At 72.6% G+C, this 11,885-nt stretch carries 11 protein-coding genes; 5 read left to right on the plus strand and 6 right to left on the minus strand.

The window, feature by feature from the left end:
- Positions 1 to 52: 52 nt before the first annotated feature.
- Together ACFW01_RS24405 and ACFW01_RS24410 are read left to right on the plus strand one after the other, a co-directional pair.
- Complete coding sequence (locus tag ACFW01_RS24405) at positions 53 to 490, plus strand: hypothetical protein (RefSeq protein WP_234958236.1); 438 nt, start codon at positions 53 to 55, stop codon at positions 488 to 490.
- Between the two features lie 212 nt (positions 491 to 702).
- Complete coding sequence (locus ACFW01_RS24410; RefSeq protein ID WP_384506567.1) at positions 703 to 1,038, plus strand: hypothetical protein; 336 nt, start codon at positions 703 to 705, stop codon at positions 1,036 to 1,038.
- Here ACFW01_RS24410 and ACFW01_RS24415 read toward each other — a convergent pair.
- On the minus strand, positions 1,001 to 2,173 hold the full coding sequence (locus ACFW01_RS24415; RefSeq protein WP_384506570.1) for an acyl-CoA dehydrogenase family protein: 1,173 nt from the start codon (positions 2,171 to 2,173) through the stop codon (positions 1,001 to 1,003). The genes ACFW01_RS24410 and ACFW01_RS24415 overlap by 38 nt on opposite strands.
- A gap of 358 nt (positions 2,174 to 2,531) precedes the next feature.
- Here ACFW01_RS24415 and ACFW01_RS24420 point away from each other — a divergent pair, with 358 nt between their 5' ends.
- Positions 2,532 to 3,782: a glycoside hydrolase family 18 protein gene (locus ACFW01_RS24420; RefSeq protein WP_234958239.1), complete on the plus strand. Its 1,251-nt coding sequence runs from the start codon at positions 2,532 to 2,534 to the stop codon at positions 3,780 to 3,782.
- A gap of 54 nt (positions 3,783 to 3,836) precedes the next feature.
- On the opposite strand, the gene ACFW01_RS24425 is transcribed toward ACFW01_RS24420, so the two are convergent.
- The 3 genes from ACFW01_RS24425 to ACFW01_RS24435 form a co-directional block, all read right to left on the minus strand.
- The gene (locus tag ACFW01_RS24425; protein ID WP_234958240.1) at positions 3,837 to 4,496 is read right to left on the minus strand and encodes a TetR/AcrR family transcriptional regulator; all 660 of its coding nucleotides are present in this window, start codon (positions 4,494 to 4,496) and stop codon (positions 3,837 to 3,839) included.
- Between the two features lie 82 nt (positions 4,497 to 4,578).
- Positions 4,579 to 4,719: an SCO1431 family membrane protein gene (locus tag ACFW01_RS24430; RefSeq protein WP_161331921.1), complete on the minus strand. Its 141-nt coding sequence runs from the start codon at positions 4,717 to 4,719 to the stop codon at positions 4,579 to 4,581.
- Positions 4,720 to 4,860: 141 nt separating this feature from the next.
- Positions 4,861 to 6,252 (minus strand): peptidase C39 family protein, encoded by a 1,392-nt coding sequence (locus ACFW01_RS24435; RefSeq protein WP_234958241.1) that lies wholly within the window; start codon positions 6,250 to 6,252, stop codon positions 4,861 to 4,863.
- Positions 6,253 to 6,438: 186 nt separating this feature from the next.
- On the opposite strand from ACFW01_RS24435, the gene ACFW01_RS24440 reads away from it, so the two are divergent.
- Together ACFW01_RS24440 and ACFW01_RS24445 are read left to right on the plus strand one after the other, a co-directional pair.
- Complete coding sequence (locus tag ACFW01_RS24440; protein WP_384506576.1) at positions 6,439 to 7,092, plus strand: uridine kinase; 654 nt, start codon at positions 6,439 to 6,441, stop codon at positions 7,090 to 7,092.
- 431 nt (positions 7,093 to 7,523) lie between these two features.
- Entirely contained in the window at positions 7,524 to 9,380 is a 1,857-nt protein-coding gene (locus tag ACFW01_RS24445; protein WP_234958400.1) for an AAA family ATPase, read from the plus strand.
- Here ACFW01_RS24445 and ACFW01_RS24450 read toward each other — a convergent pair.
- Positions 9,298 to 10,413, minus strand: coding sequence for a hemolysin family protein (locus ACFW01_RS24450; RefSeq protein ID WP_384506579.1), 1,116 nt, complete (start codon positions 10,411 to 10,413; stop codon positions 9,298 to 9,300). The genes ACFW01_RS24445 and ACFW01_RS24450 overlap by 83 nt on opposite strands.
- Positions 10,410 to 11,741, minus strand: a complete 1,332-nt coding sequence (locus ACFW01_RS24455; RefSeq protein WP_234958244.1) for a hemolysin family protein — start codon at positions 11,739 to 11,741, stop codon at positions 10,410 to 10,412. The genes ACFW01_RS24450 and ACFW01_RS24455 overlap by 4 nt, the downstream gene beginning before the upstream one ends.
- Positions 11,742 to 11,885 lie beyond the last annotated feature (144 nt).

Genomic DNA, 11,885 nt, shown 5'->3' on the forward strand with positions numbered 1-11,885 from the left:
CTGTGGTCGAGGCCGCAGTGCCGTCACGGCCCAGCCCGAGGGGGAGAATCCCATGCAGAGTCTTAAGCGCCCTGGTCGTACCACGCCCAAGCGGCAGCAGCCGGTCGTCGAGCCCGTATCGGAGGGCGTCGAACCCGACGCCTTCGACGACGAGGACCTCGACGCCTACGACACCTTCGAGATGTACCGGGTGATCTGCCCGGACTGCGCGCAGCCCATCGCGCTGCTGGCGGACGAGCGGGAGCTGCCGGAGCACGCGCTCTGCGCCTCTCCGTGGAACCCGTTCGGGCTCACGGTCTGCGCCGGCACCGGCCGCAGGGCCACGGACGCGCGCCCCGCGGACGAGTCGTCCAAGCCCCACGAGCAGGACACGGCCCTGCTGTTGACGCTCCCCCTGGGTCTCGACTGGCGGACCCAGCCCTTCTCCCACGTCGGCGGCCCGGGCTCACGCCCGATGCGGGTGCCGACGATGCGGAGCGAAGCGGCCTGAGGCACCCGGGCACCCCCGTTCGGGGACGCCGCCCGACTCGGTCACCCCACCCGCGCCACGGCTCGCAGGACGCCGGGGCGCGGGTCGGCGTCGACGGAGCCGACGACACGTCAGATCGCCCCGGCAACCGCGCGACGGCGGCGGACACCCGCGAACTCACGCTCGATTGCGCCCGCCGGTGACCTGTCCTCACATCGCCGCGTTGCCCTGGTATGACCCACACGTACTCGGCGACCGGGAGTCGGCGCCGCGTGTTCGTCCCGGTGCCCGCCGGACCGGTTCCGTCGGCCCCGCAGATCCCGGACCCGCCCATCTACCGCGAGCTGATGCGGACCTGGGCCGACGGCGGCCGCACCTTGCCCGGGCGCCACGACCCGGAGTGGATCAGGCTCGCGGAACCCCCGCGCGGACTCGGCGACTTCTTCACCGGCGCCGACACCCTGACCACCGCCGACGCCCTCGCCACCGGCGACTCCCGCGTCACCGGTGGCTTCACCGTCACCGGTGACTTCAGCGTCCCTCGGGGCCCGCGAGGTGCCGGGCGATGACCATGCGCTGGATCTGGTTGGTGCCCTCGACGATCTGGAGCACCTTCGCCTCGCGCATGTACCGCTCGGCCGGGAAGTCCGCGGTGTAGCCGTACCCGCCGAGGACCTGCACGGCGTCGGTGGTCACCTGCATCGCCGCGTCGGTGCAGTACAGCTTGGCCATGGCCGCCTGCTTGGCGAACGGGCGTCCGGCGTCACGCAGCCGCGCCGCCGTCAGGTACAGCGCACGCCCCGCCTCGATCCGGGTCGCCATGTCGGCCAGCATGAAGCGCAGCCCCTGGAAGTCGGAGATCGGCTTGCCGAACTGGCGCCGCTCGGACGCGTAGGACACCGCCTCGTCCAGCGCCGCCTGGGCCACGCCGACCGCGCAGGCGGCGATGCCGAGGCGCCCCGAGTCGAGCGCGGACAGCGCGATCGCGAAGCCCTGACCCTCGTCGCCGAGCCGTCGGTCGTCGGGGACCCGCACGCCGTCGAGGTGGACCTGCGCGGTGGGTGAGCCCTTGAGCCCCATCTTCTTCTCCGGCACCGCCGCGCTCAGCCCCTCGGCGTCGCCGGGCACCAGGAAGGCCGTGATGCCGCGCGGCCCGTCCTCGCCGGTGCGCGCCATGACGGTGTAGAAGTCCGCGACGCCGCCGTGGGTGATCCAGGCCTTGGTGCCGTCGATCACCCACTCGTCGCCCTCGCGCACGGCCTTGGTGCGCAGCGAGGCCGCGTCGGAGCCGGAGGCGGGCTCGGAGAGGCAGTAGGCGCCCACCAGGCCGCCGCCGAGCATCGCGGGCAGGTGGCCGGCCTGCTGCTCCTTGGTGCCGTAGGCGGCCAGCGCGTAGCAGGCGAGGGTGTGCACGCTGACGCCGAGGCCGACGGTGAGGCGGGCCGCGGCGAACTCCTCCAGGACCTGGAGGTACACCTCGTAGGGCTGCTCGCCACCGCCGAACTGGGCGTCGTAGGGCAGGCCGAGCAGGCCGGAGTCGGAGAGCAGGGCGAAGACCTCGCGCGGGAAGCGTCCGGCGTCCTCCTCCTCGGCCGCGCTCGGGGCGATCTCACGCTGCGCGATGTCGCGGACGAGCGAGATCAGATCCCGTGCCTCGTCCGTGGGCAGTTGCCGGTCCACCGGCTGCGGGGCGCGGTCGGGCATGGCGACGCTCTCCTCCCTGTCGGGCGCAACGGCGGGTGCGCGCCTTGGGTGGAGGCGGTTCCGCCGGGTCGTTCGGGCCTGGCCGATGCTCGCACTCCCGGGTCGCGGAAGCGGCTGACCAGCGGCTGTGCGCTGTGAGTATGCCCGATCGGACGCATGGAGTCACCAGTTAACGACCGCTTACTTCAAGAAAGGGGCCGGCCCGCCGCGCAGGGCCGCAATTCGACGCTCCGGACGGAAAATGGTCCGCACCATTGACCCCACTGGTCTAGTCCTTCTACGGTGACGGCCCGAACGCGTTACCGCGTTCATGCCAATCGGCGCGCGTTTCCCTCTTCCCCCCACGAGGAGACACCCGATGCACGTCCCGCACCTCCCCCGCGCCCGCTCCCTGCGGACGCTCCTCGGCGCTCTGTGTTCCGTCGCCCTCGGCGCGGGGCTGCTGGCCGGCGCAGGCACGGCCACGGCCACGCCCCCTCCGCAGGCACCCGCCACGCAGGCCGCGGCCGGTTCCAAGGTCGTCGGCTACTTCACCGAATGGGGCACCTACGACCGGAAGTACTACGTCAAGAACGTCGAGACCTCCGGTTCCGGCGCCGAACTGACCCACATCAACTACGCGTTCGGCAACGTCACCGGCGGCAAGTGCGCGATGGGCGACGCCTACGCGGCGACCGACCGGGCGTACACAGCGGCCGAGTCCGTCGACGGCACCGCCGACACCTGGGACCAGCCGCTGCGGGGCAACTTCAACCAGCTGCTCAAGCTGAAGAAGAAGCACCCCGACCTCAAGATCCTGTGGTCCTTCGGCGGCTGGACCTGGTCCGGCGGGTTCACCGAGGCCGCCAAGGACCCGGCCGCCTTCGCCCAGTCCTGCTACGACCTGGTCGAGAACTCCAAGTGGGCCGATGTCTTCGACGGCATCGACATCGACTGGGAGTACCCCAACTCCTGCGGCCTGAGCTGCGACGAGAGCGGCCGGGAGGCGTTCCCGAAGCTGATGGGCGCGCTGCGTGCCAAGTTCGGCCAGGACTACCTGGTGACCGCGGCGATCACGGCCGACGCGACGGCCGGCGGCAAGATCGACGCGGCGGACTACGCGGGCGCCGCACAGTACGTCGACTGGTACAACCCGATGACGTACGACTTCTTCGGCGCCTGGGACGCCACCGGGCCGACCGCCCCGCACTCGCCGCTGACCTCGTACTCCGGCATCCCCAAGGCGGACTACCACTCCTCGGCGACCATCGCGAAGCTCAAGGGCCTCGGCGTTCCGGCCTCGAAGCTGCTGCTCGGCATCGGCTTCTACGGCCGCGGCTGGACCGGCGTCACCCAGTCGGAGCCCGGTGGCACCGCGACCGGCCCGGCGAAGGGCACGTACGAGAACGGCATCGAGGACTACAAGGTGCTGAAGACCAGTTGCCCGGCGACCGGCACGGTGGCGGGCACCGCGTACGCCAAGTGCGGCAGCGACTGGTGGAGTTACGACACCCCGCAGACCATCGCGACCAAGATGTCGTACAAGAACGAGCAGGGTCTGGGCGGGACGTTCTTCTGGGAGCTGAGCGGCGACACGGCGAACGGTGAGCTGATCAAGGCGATCGACTGAACCACCCGGCGCACGGGGGCGGGGCGGAGGCCGGCTCGGGCCTCCGCCCCCTCGTCAGGTGTCGCGGCGGGCGGCTTCGGGGGCCGGGTAGGCGGGGTCCAGCTCCTCGATGGCGCGCAGGGTGCCGCCGAGCGACTTGACCAGCAGTTCGCGCATGGTCTCGCGGGGCAGTTCGGGCCGGCCGATCCAGTCGAGGGTGGCGCCCTCGACGCTGCACACCCAGGCGAGCAGGCCCATGCGGGCCAGCGGCCCGATGTCGGAGCGGCCGTAGGCCCCCTCCGCGATGGTGGCGACGATGGCCTCGCGCACCCCGTCCCGGATGGCGTGCACCTCGGCGTCGAAGCCGACCCCGCCGCTGACGATGGTCCGGTAGGCGGCCTGGTTGTGCTCGGCGTAGCGCAGGTAGCCGTCGATGGTGCGCTGCACGCGGTCCACCTGCGGCAGTTCGGTGCCCCGGGCGGCGGTGGTGACCAGGTCGGCGACGGAGTCCTCGATGATCGCCAGGTAGTAGCCCCGCTTGGACTGGAAGTAGTAGTAGATCAGCCCCTTGGCGACATGCGCCTGGCGGGCGATGTCGTCCATCGAGAGCGCGTCGTAGGACGTGTCCGCGAACAACCTCCGCCCGATGGCGATGAGTTCGGCGCGACGTGCCAGCGACCGCTCGGTGCCGCGCGCCCGGGGACGGACGTCGGCACGCTGTTGACTGATATTCAATTTCGACCCTGGTCTCCTACGGGCGGCGGGACATCCGCAGTATGGCAGGTCGGGTCGTGGGGCAGGTCACACGCCGGTCACGTCACAGCAGCCCCAGCTGAACCACGAGCATCGCGACCACCACGACGAGGGTCCAGCCCATGACGTGCTCGAGGATCTTCGGACCGTCGTCCTTGGGGCCCCCGGTACGGACACGGGCGGCAGTGGCGGTGTGTGCGGTCATGGCTTCTCACTGGTCTCGGGCGTTCGGTGGACTCCCCCCGCGGTCCTGTCCACCTTGCCACCGACGGCGGCTTTTGCGCCGGAGACCTTGGTCACAGCGAAGGCCCCGGCGGCGGTCCGCCGCCGGGGCCTTCGAACGGCGTCAGCGCACGCCCACCGCCGCGAGCGCCCTGCGCTGGCGCGCGCTCGGGTGGGCCGGGAAGTACAGGTAGCAGACGCCGCCGGTGCCGGAGACGACCTTGCCGTCGGCGTTGTACCGCTTGGTCCGCAGCCAGATGTTCTCCCACTCGCGCCGCTTGTAGACGCGCCGCACCGCCTCGTTGTCGTCCGAGGCGGGGTCGTTGGCGATCACGTCCCCGTCGGCGGTGAAGCCGATCACGGTCATCAGGTGGCCCGAGGTGCCGTACCCCGCCCCGGTCAGCTCCTTCTCCAGGAACGACTGGGACGTTATGGCCGGGATGCCGGCCGCGATCAGCGTCTCCAGGTCGGTGAGGGAGCCGAGACGGGTCACCACGCCCTGGAGGCCCTTGAAGGTGGCCGCGTAGGCGGCGTTGAACGGCCAGTTGCCGCAGCCGGAGTACTGGTAGTCGTATGTGTGCCGGGCCGCGTGGCAGACCTGCGGGTCGGCGTAGGAGGGGTCGACCCAGGAGAGCTGGTCCTCGGTGAGCCTGCCGCCCCAGTACTCGATGATCATCTGCGAGGAGGTGGGGCTGCACCAGGCCTCGCCGCCGTTGTCGTACTCGGGGTACTGGCCCTTGTGGATCTCCTGCGAGTAGCGCGGGACGCGCAGTTCCCGGGCGAGGCCGGGCGCGGAGGCCGGGACGGTGAAGCGGTCGGGGACGTCGGAGCCCATCGCGCCGAGCCGCCAGACGGTGGGCGCGCTCCGTGCGCCGGGGCGCCGGTACAGGGTGAGCCGGAGCCGGTAGGAGGCCAGGCGGAGGCCCGAGGCCGCGTCGTCGATCGCGAAGGTGTCCGTCCAGACGCTGCTCCTGCCGTCGCCCTGGTCGTCGACCGACGTGCGGCGGATGTCCTGGTCGCCGTCGCCCGCCGCCCAGCGGCCCAGCACGTACCAGGGCGTGTCCGTGCCGTCCGAGTAGGTGCCCCGCAGCTCGACCTGGATCCAGGTGCCGCTCGGGGTGTGCGCGTTCCAGGAGGCGATGGCCTCCGTCGAGGGCACGGCGAGCCGGTGGACGGGCGAGGTCCAGGTGGCGTACTCCCAGGCGGCGGTGGTGCCGGTGTGCGGGTCGGTGTAGTCGGTGGTGCCGGCCGGGGTGCCGATCGTCACGCCGGGCCGGGAACCCGCCACGACCCGGGCTCCCCGGGTGGTACCGCGCCGCCAGTCGCCGTACGTCGTCCAGGCGCGGTAGTCGACCCGTCGGGCGGGGGCACCGCCGGTGCCCCCGTCGCCACCGCCGGTGCCCGCGCCGGACGCGGCGGCCTCGGCGGTGGCCGGGACTGCGCCACCGGCCACGGCGGCCGCGGCGACTGCCACGGCCAGGACGGCTCTGCGGGACGGCTGTTCGGCTCTGCTCATGGGCGGGAGACCCCCAGGTGTCCGAGTCGGGCGTGTCCATGCACGGTCGTGCGCCCACTATGACCGCAGGCGCCCGCTCCTGCCAGCACTTCCGCGCACGCCACGCCACGAACATTGGTGTCGACCTGTGGCGCGAACGGCGAGGTGGGGGCGGGCCGGGCACGCGGTTAGAGTGCGGGGCGAACCGTGTCCGCCCCCTCGTCCCGCACAGGATCCGTCATCCACGACCTCACCGCCCGGCTCCGCAGCCTTCCGCCCTCCTGCGGGCCCGTGCGCCTGATCGGCGTCGACGGGCACGCCGGCTCCGGGAAGTCCACGTTCGCCGGGCGGCTGGCGGCCGGGCTGGGCGGCGCACCGGTGCTCCGCCTCGACGACATCGCCAGTCACGACGCACTGTTCGACTGGACCGAACGGCTGCTCGGCCAGGTGATCGAGCCGCTGCGGCACGGGGACACCGCGCGCTACACCCCCTACGACTGGCGGTCCCGGCGCTTCGGGGCGCCGCGTCCGCTGCCGCCCTCGCCGGTGGTACTGGTCGAGGGGGTCGGCGCGGGCCGCCGGGCGCTGCGCCCGCACCTGGCGCTGCTGTTCTGGATGGACCTGCCCGCCGAGGAGGCGTGGGCCCGCGGCCGGGCGCGCGACGGAGCGGAACAGCGGGAGTTCTGGGACGGATGGGTCCCGGCGGAGCGCCGCCACCTCGCGGACGACCCTTCGCGCCCCTTCGCGCACTGCCTGGTACGGCAGAGGGAGGAGGGGTACGAGGTGCTGCCGGGGCCGGCGGGGACCACTTCCGGACCCCATTTTTTCACGCAGGGTGACGGACCGTCGGCAATGTGCTGAACTCGTGAAGATCGCGACCCGACAACCCGCGGAGGCGCCCCAACTCCGCTTGACCCAGGGGTCGTACAGGTCTTACGTTCTGGATGTGCGGTCGTTCGAAGCCGCCGACAGACGCGAAGCCCCCGGTTGTTCCCCCGTGACCGGGGGCTTCGTTCTGCCCTGAGCCCGTTTTCCGGGTGCTCCGTGACGCCGGACACTCACCCTCGGTCACCATTCGGTCGCCTGTTCCAGCCACTCCCACCTCGCGGAACGGCGGCTCCCCCGCACCCTTCGGAGGACCGGGCGCCGCGGGTACGATGCCCTCGGTGCGACCTACGGGCGGTTGCCGCGCGCACCTGCAACTCCGGTCCTCGGTGCAGCCGTTGACCGAGGCGGCCGACGGGCGACGGCTCGGCGGCATACCGACGGGGGCACGGTACGTGGGGGACGGGATGGACTTCGGCACGCGGGGCCCGCGGGCCCCGGCCGACCTCGCCTGGCTGCGCGGCGTGGACGCCTACACCATGGGTGCCTACCCGCAGGCGGAGGAGGAGTTCCGGACCGCGGTACGCATCGACCCCACCATGGCCGACGGCTGGCTGGGACTGCACGCCCTGCGCGTCGACACCACGAACGCCCTGCTGCGGATGTTCCGCAACCGCGAGCGCTTCGGCGAGCAACGCGGCCGCCACCGCCGCACCCTCAACTCCTGGTACTGGCTGGGCTGGTGGGTGCAGCCCGTGCTGGAGAACCCGCGCGACCTGCTACTCGCGCACGCCTCCCACTGGCTGGACGGACGCCACGTCCCGGAACTGGACCGGGCGCTGGCCGGGCTGCCGCCGGTCGACACCGACTCCCAGGTCCGCTTCCTGCATGCCTGCCGCGCCTACCTCGTCAAGGACTGGGAGCAGCTCGTCCGGCACACCGACCCCCTGCTCGGCGATCCCCTGCTGGGCATCGAGGCCGGCCTCTTCAGCGGCATGGCCCGGGTCCGTCTGGAGATGTTCGGACAGGCCGAGCCGCTGCTGTCGGCCGCCCTGATGCGGTGCCGCAGCGAGCAGCCCCAGCGCAAGGAACTGCGCTACTGGCTGGCGCGGGCCCACGAGGGCACCGGCCGCAGCGCCGCGGCGCTCCCCCTGTACCGGGCCGTGCACCGCGTCGACCCGGCGTTCATGGACACCTCGGCCCGGCTGGCGGCGATCGACGAGAGCGACGGCTACGACGACGCCGCCGACCTCGCCGGCCTCGCGGGAGCCGGCCCGGGCGTGGACGGCCTGGACGGTCTCGACCCGCTCTTCGGCACCGAGGAGCGCGACCTCAAGGTCTCCACGCCCGGGTCCCCGCCGGCCGCGCCGCTGCCCGCGCTGAGCGGACCGCCGGTGCGCCGGAAGGCCGACGGGGCCGACCCGTCCCTGCCGACCGGGCCCACCGACCCCGCGCTGCTGGAGGAGGCGCTCGCCGAGCTGGAGCGCATGGTGGGACTCGAGCCGGTGAAGCGTCAGGTCAAGGCGCTGTCCGCGCAGCTGAACATGGCGCGGCTGCGCGCCGGGCAGGGCCTGCCGGTCCAGCCGCCCAAACGTCACTTCGTCTTCTCCGGCCCCTCCGGCACCGGCAAGACCACCGTGGCCCGCATCCTGGGCCGCGTCTTCTACGCCCTCGGCCTGCTCGGCGGTGACCACCTGGTGGAGGCGCAGCGGGCCGACCTGGTCGGCGAGTACCTCGGCCAGACCGCCGTGAAGGCCAACGAACTGATCGACTCCGCGCTCGGCGGCGTCCTCTTCGTGGACGAGGCGTACTCCCTGTCCAACTCCGGCTACGGCAAGGGCGACGCGTACGGCGACGAGGCGCTCCAAGTGCTGCTGAAGCGCGCCGAGGACAACCGCGACCACCTGGTGGTGATCCTGGCCGGTTACCCGGAGGGCATGGACCGGCTGCTCGCCGCCAACCCGGGCCTGTCCTCCCGCTTCACCTCCCGGGTCGACTTCCCCTCGTACCGGCCGCTGGAGCTGACCTCGATCGGTGAGGTGCTCGCGGCCGAGAACGGGGACGGGTGGGACGAGGAGGCGCTGGACGAGCTGCGGTCGATCGCCGGGCACGTGGTGGACCAGGGGTGGATCGACGAGTTGGGCAACGGGCGGTTCCTGCGGACGCTGTACGAGAAGAGCTGCGCCTACCGGGATCTGCGGTTGTCGGTGTACCCCGGGGAGCTGACCCGGGACGACCTGGCTACGTTGCGGCTGCCGGACTTGATGCAGGCGTACGGGGAGGTGCTGTCGGGGCGGGGGCCGCAGGATCCGCCGGCCGGGTGAGGTACGGCGTCACCACCCGGTGGGCCGGGTCCCTGACCTCCCCCACCAGCAGCTCCAGCACGTCCTCCAGCGCGACCAGGCCCAGCACCCGGCCGGAGGCGTCCGTCACCTGGGCCAGGTGGGTGGCCGCGCGGCGCATCACCGTGAGGGCGTCGTCGAGGGGAAGTTCGGGGCGCAGTGTGGTCATCGGGCGCCAGAGGTGCTGGGGCACGGCCCGCTCGGACTCCTCCAGGTCGAGGACGTCCTTGACGTGCAGATACCCCATGAAGGCGCCCTGTCCGGCGGCGACCGGGAAGCGCGAGTACCCGGTGCGGGCGGTGAGCGCGACGATCCGGGCCGGGGTGACCGCGGGGCTGACCGTCACCAGGGACTCCCTCTTGAGGAGTACGTCGGTGACCGGGCGGGAGCCCAGTTCCAGGGCGTCCTCCAGGCGCTCCTGCTCCTCCGGGTCGAGCAGGCCGGCCTGGCCGGCGTCCTCCACCAGGCGGTTGAGCTGCTCGCTGGTGAAGACGGCCTCGACCTCGTCCTTGGGCTCGACGCGGAACAGCCGCAGGACGACCCGCGCGCAGGCGCCCAGTGCGACGGTGACCGGTCCGCAGAGGCGGGCGAAGGCGACCAGGCCGGGGCTGAGCCACAGCGCGGCCTTCTCGGGGGCGGCCATCGCGAGGTTCTTCGGGACCATCTCGCCGATGACGAGGTGGCAGAAGACCACGGCGGCCAGCGCGATGACGTAGCCGAGCGGGTGGATCATGCCGTGCGGCAGGTGGATCCACACGAAGGCGGGCTCCAGCAGATGCGCGACGGTCGGTTCGGCGACGGCACCGAGCGTCAGTGAGCAGACGGTGATGCCGAACTGGGCGGCGGCCATCATCCGCGGCAGCCGCTCCAGCCCGTACAGCACCTGGCGGGCGCGGGCGGTGCCGAGTGGTTCGATCTGGCTGCGGCGCACCGAGACCAGCGCGAACTCGGCGCCGACGAAGAACCCGTTGGCGAGCACGAGCAGCGCGGCGAACAGGAGTTGCAGGACGCTCATCGGGCGCCCTCCGGCACGGGGACCGGTGCCGTGCGCACCAGCCGTATCCGTTCGGCGCGGTAGTGGCCCACCTGGCGGACGGAGAGCCGCCAGCCGGGCAGTTCCGCGCGGTCGCCGACGGCGGGGATGCGGCCGAGCAGGTCGGCGACGAGCCCGGCCACGGTCTCGTAGGGTCCGTCGGGCGCTTCGAGGCCGACGCGGCGCAGGGCGTCGACGCGGCAGCTGCCGTCGACGTCCCAGGCGGGGCGGCCGTCCTCGGGCGGGGCGGGGGCCAGTTCGGGCGCGTCCAGGCCGTCGTGCTCGTCACGGACCTCGCCGACGATCTCCTCGACGATGTCCTCCAGCGTGACGAGGCCGGCCGTGCCGCCGTACTCGTCGACGACGACCGCGACGGGCTGCTCGCTGCGCAGGCGGGCGAGGAGCGGCCGGACGGGCAGCGTCTCGGGGACGAGCAGCGCCGGACGGGCGATCCGGCCGGTCAGGACGCGCAGCCGGTCGTGGGCGGGGACGGCGAGCGCGTCCTTGAGGTGCACCATGCCGACGATCTCGTCGATCCTCTCCCGGTAGACGGGGAAGCGGGACAGGCCGGTGGCGCGGGTCAGGTTGACCACGTCCTGGGCGGTGGCCGAGGAGTGCAGGGCGCTGACCTTCACCCGCGGGGTCATGACGTGCTGGGCGGTCAGGTCGCCCAGGGACAGGGTCCGCACGAAGAGGTCGGCGGTGCCCTGTTCCAGCGCGCCGGCGCGGGCGGAGTGCCGGGCCAGGGAGACCAGCTCGCCGGGGGTGCGGGCGGAGGCCAGCTCTTCGGCGGGCTCGATGCCGAGTGCGCGGACCAGACGGTTGGCCACGGAGTTCAGGGCCGCGATCACGGGGTGGAAGAGCCGGGCGAAGGCGTGCTGCGGGCCGGCGACGAAGCGCGCGACCTGGAGGGGCCTGGAGACCGCCCAGTTCTTGGGCACCAGCTCGCCGATCACCATCTGCACCGCCGATGCCAGCAGCATGCCGACGACGACCGACACGCCGGGCACGGCGCCGTCGGGGACGCCGAGGGCCGTGAACGGGCCGTCCAGGAGCTGGGCGAGCGCCGGTTCGGCGAGCATGCCGACGACCAGGGAGGTGATGGTGATGCCGAGCTGGGTGCCGGAGAGCTGGAAGGACAGCTCCTTGAGGGATTCGACGACCCGGTGGGCCCGCCGGTCACCGTCGGCGGCGGCCTGTTCGGCGTCCGGCCGTTCGACGGTGACGAGGCCGAACTCGGCGGCGACGAAGAAGCCGTTGGCGAGGATCAGCAGGAACGCGGCTGCGAGGAGCAGCAGGGGGGTGGTCATGATGCCGCCGCCTGCGGGATGTCACGACAGGGGGCGGCGCAGGTACTGAAGGACGGTCCGTCCATCGCCGGAGGGAGTCACTCCTCGGGTAGCAGGAACCCCCGCGCACCGGGCGGAGCGGCAGGGGCGAGGACGCGGTGGGCG

The sequence above is a fragment of the Streptomyces sp. NPDC058985 genome, from assembly GCF_042740985.1.
Lineage (GTDB): Bacteria > Actinomycetota > Actinomycetes > Streptomycetales > Streptomycetaceae > Streptomyces.

Coding starts and splice junctions, on each gene's coding strand:
- ACFW01_RS24405 (WP_234958236.1), top strand. CDS start 53: ATGCAGAGTCTTAAGCGCCCTGGTCGTACCACGCCCAAGCGGCAGCAG.
- ACFW01_RS24410 (WP_384506567.1), top strand. CDS start 703: ATGACCCACACGTACTCGGCGACCGGGAGTCGGCGCCGCGTGTTCGTC.
- ACFW01_RS24415 (WP_384506570.1), bottom strand. CDS start 2,173: ATGCCCGACCGCGCCCCGCAGCCGGTGGACCGGCAACTGCCCACGGAC.
- ACFW01_RS24420 (WP_234958239.1), top strand. CDS start 2,532: ATGCACGTCCCGCACCTCCCCCGCGCCCGCTCCCTGCGGACGCTCCTC.
- ACFW01_RS24430 (WP_161331921.1), bottom strand. CDS start 4,719: ATGACCGCACACACCGCCACTGCCGCCCGTGTCCGTACCGGGGGCCCC.
- ACFW01_RS24435 (WP_234958241.1), bottom strand. CDS start 6,252: ATGAGCAGAGCCGAACAGCCGTCCCGCAGAGCCGTCCTGGCCGTGGCA.
- ACFW01_RS24445 (WP_234958400.1), top strand. CDS start 7,524: ATGGACTTCGGCACGCGGGGCCCGCGGGCCCCGGCCGACCTCGCCTGG.
- ACFW01_RS24450 (WP_384506579.1), bottom strand. CDS start 10,413: ATGAGCGTCCTGCAACTCCTGTTCGCCGCGCTGCTCGTGCTCGCCAAC.
- ACFW01_RS24455 (WP_234958244.1), bottom strand. CDS start 11,741: ATGACCACCCCCCTGCTGCTCCTCGCAGCCGCGTTCCTGCTGATCCTC.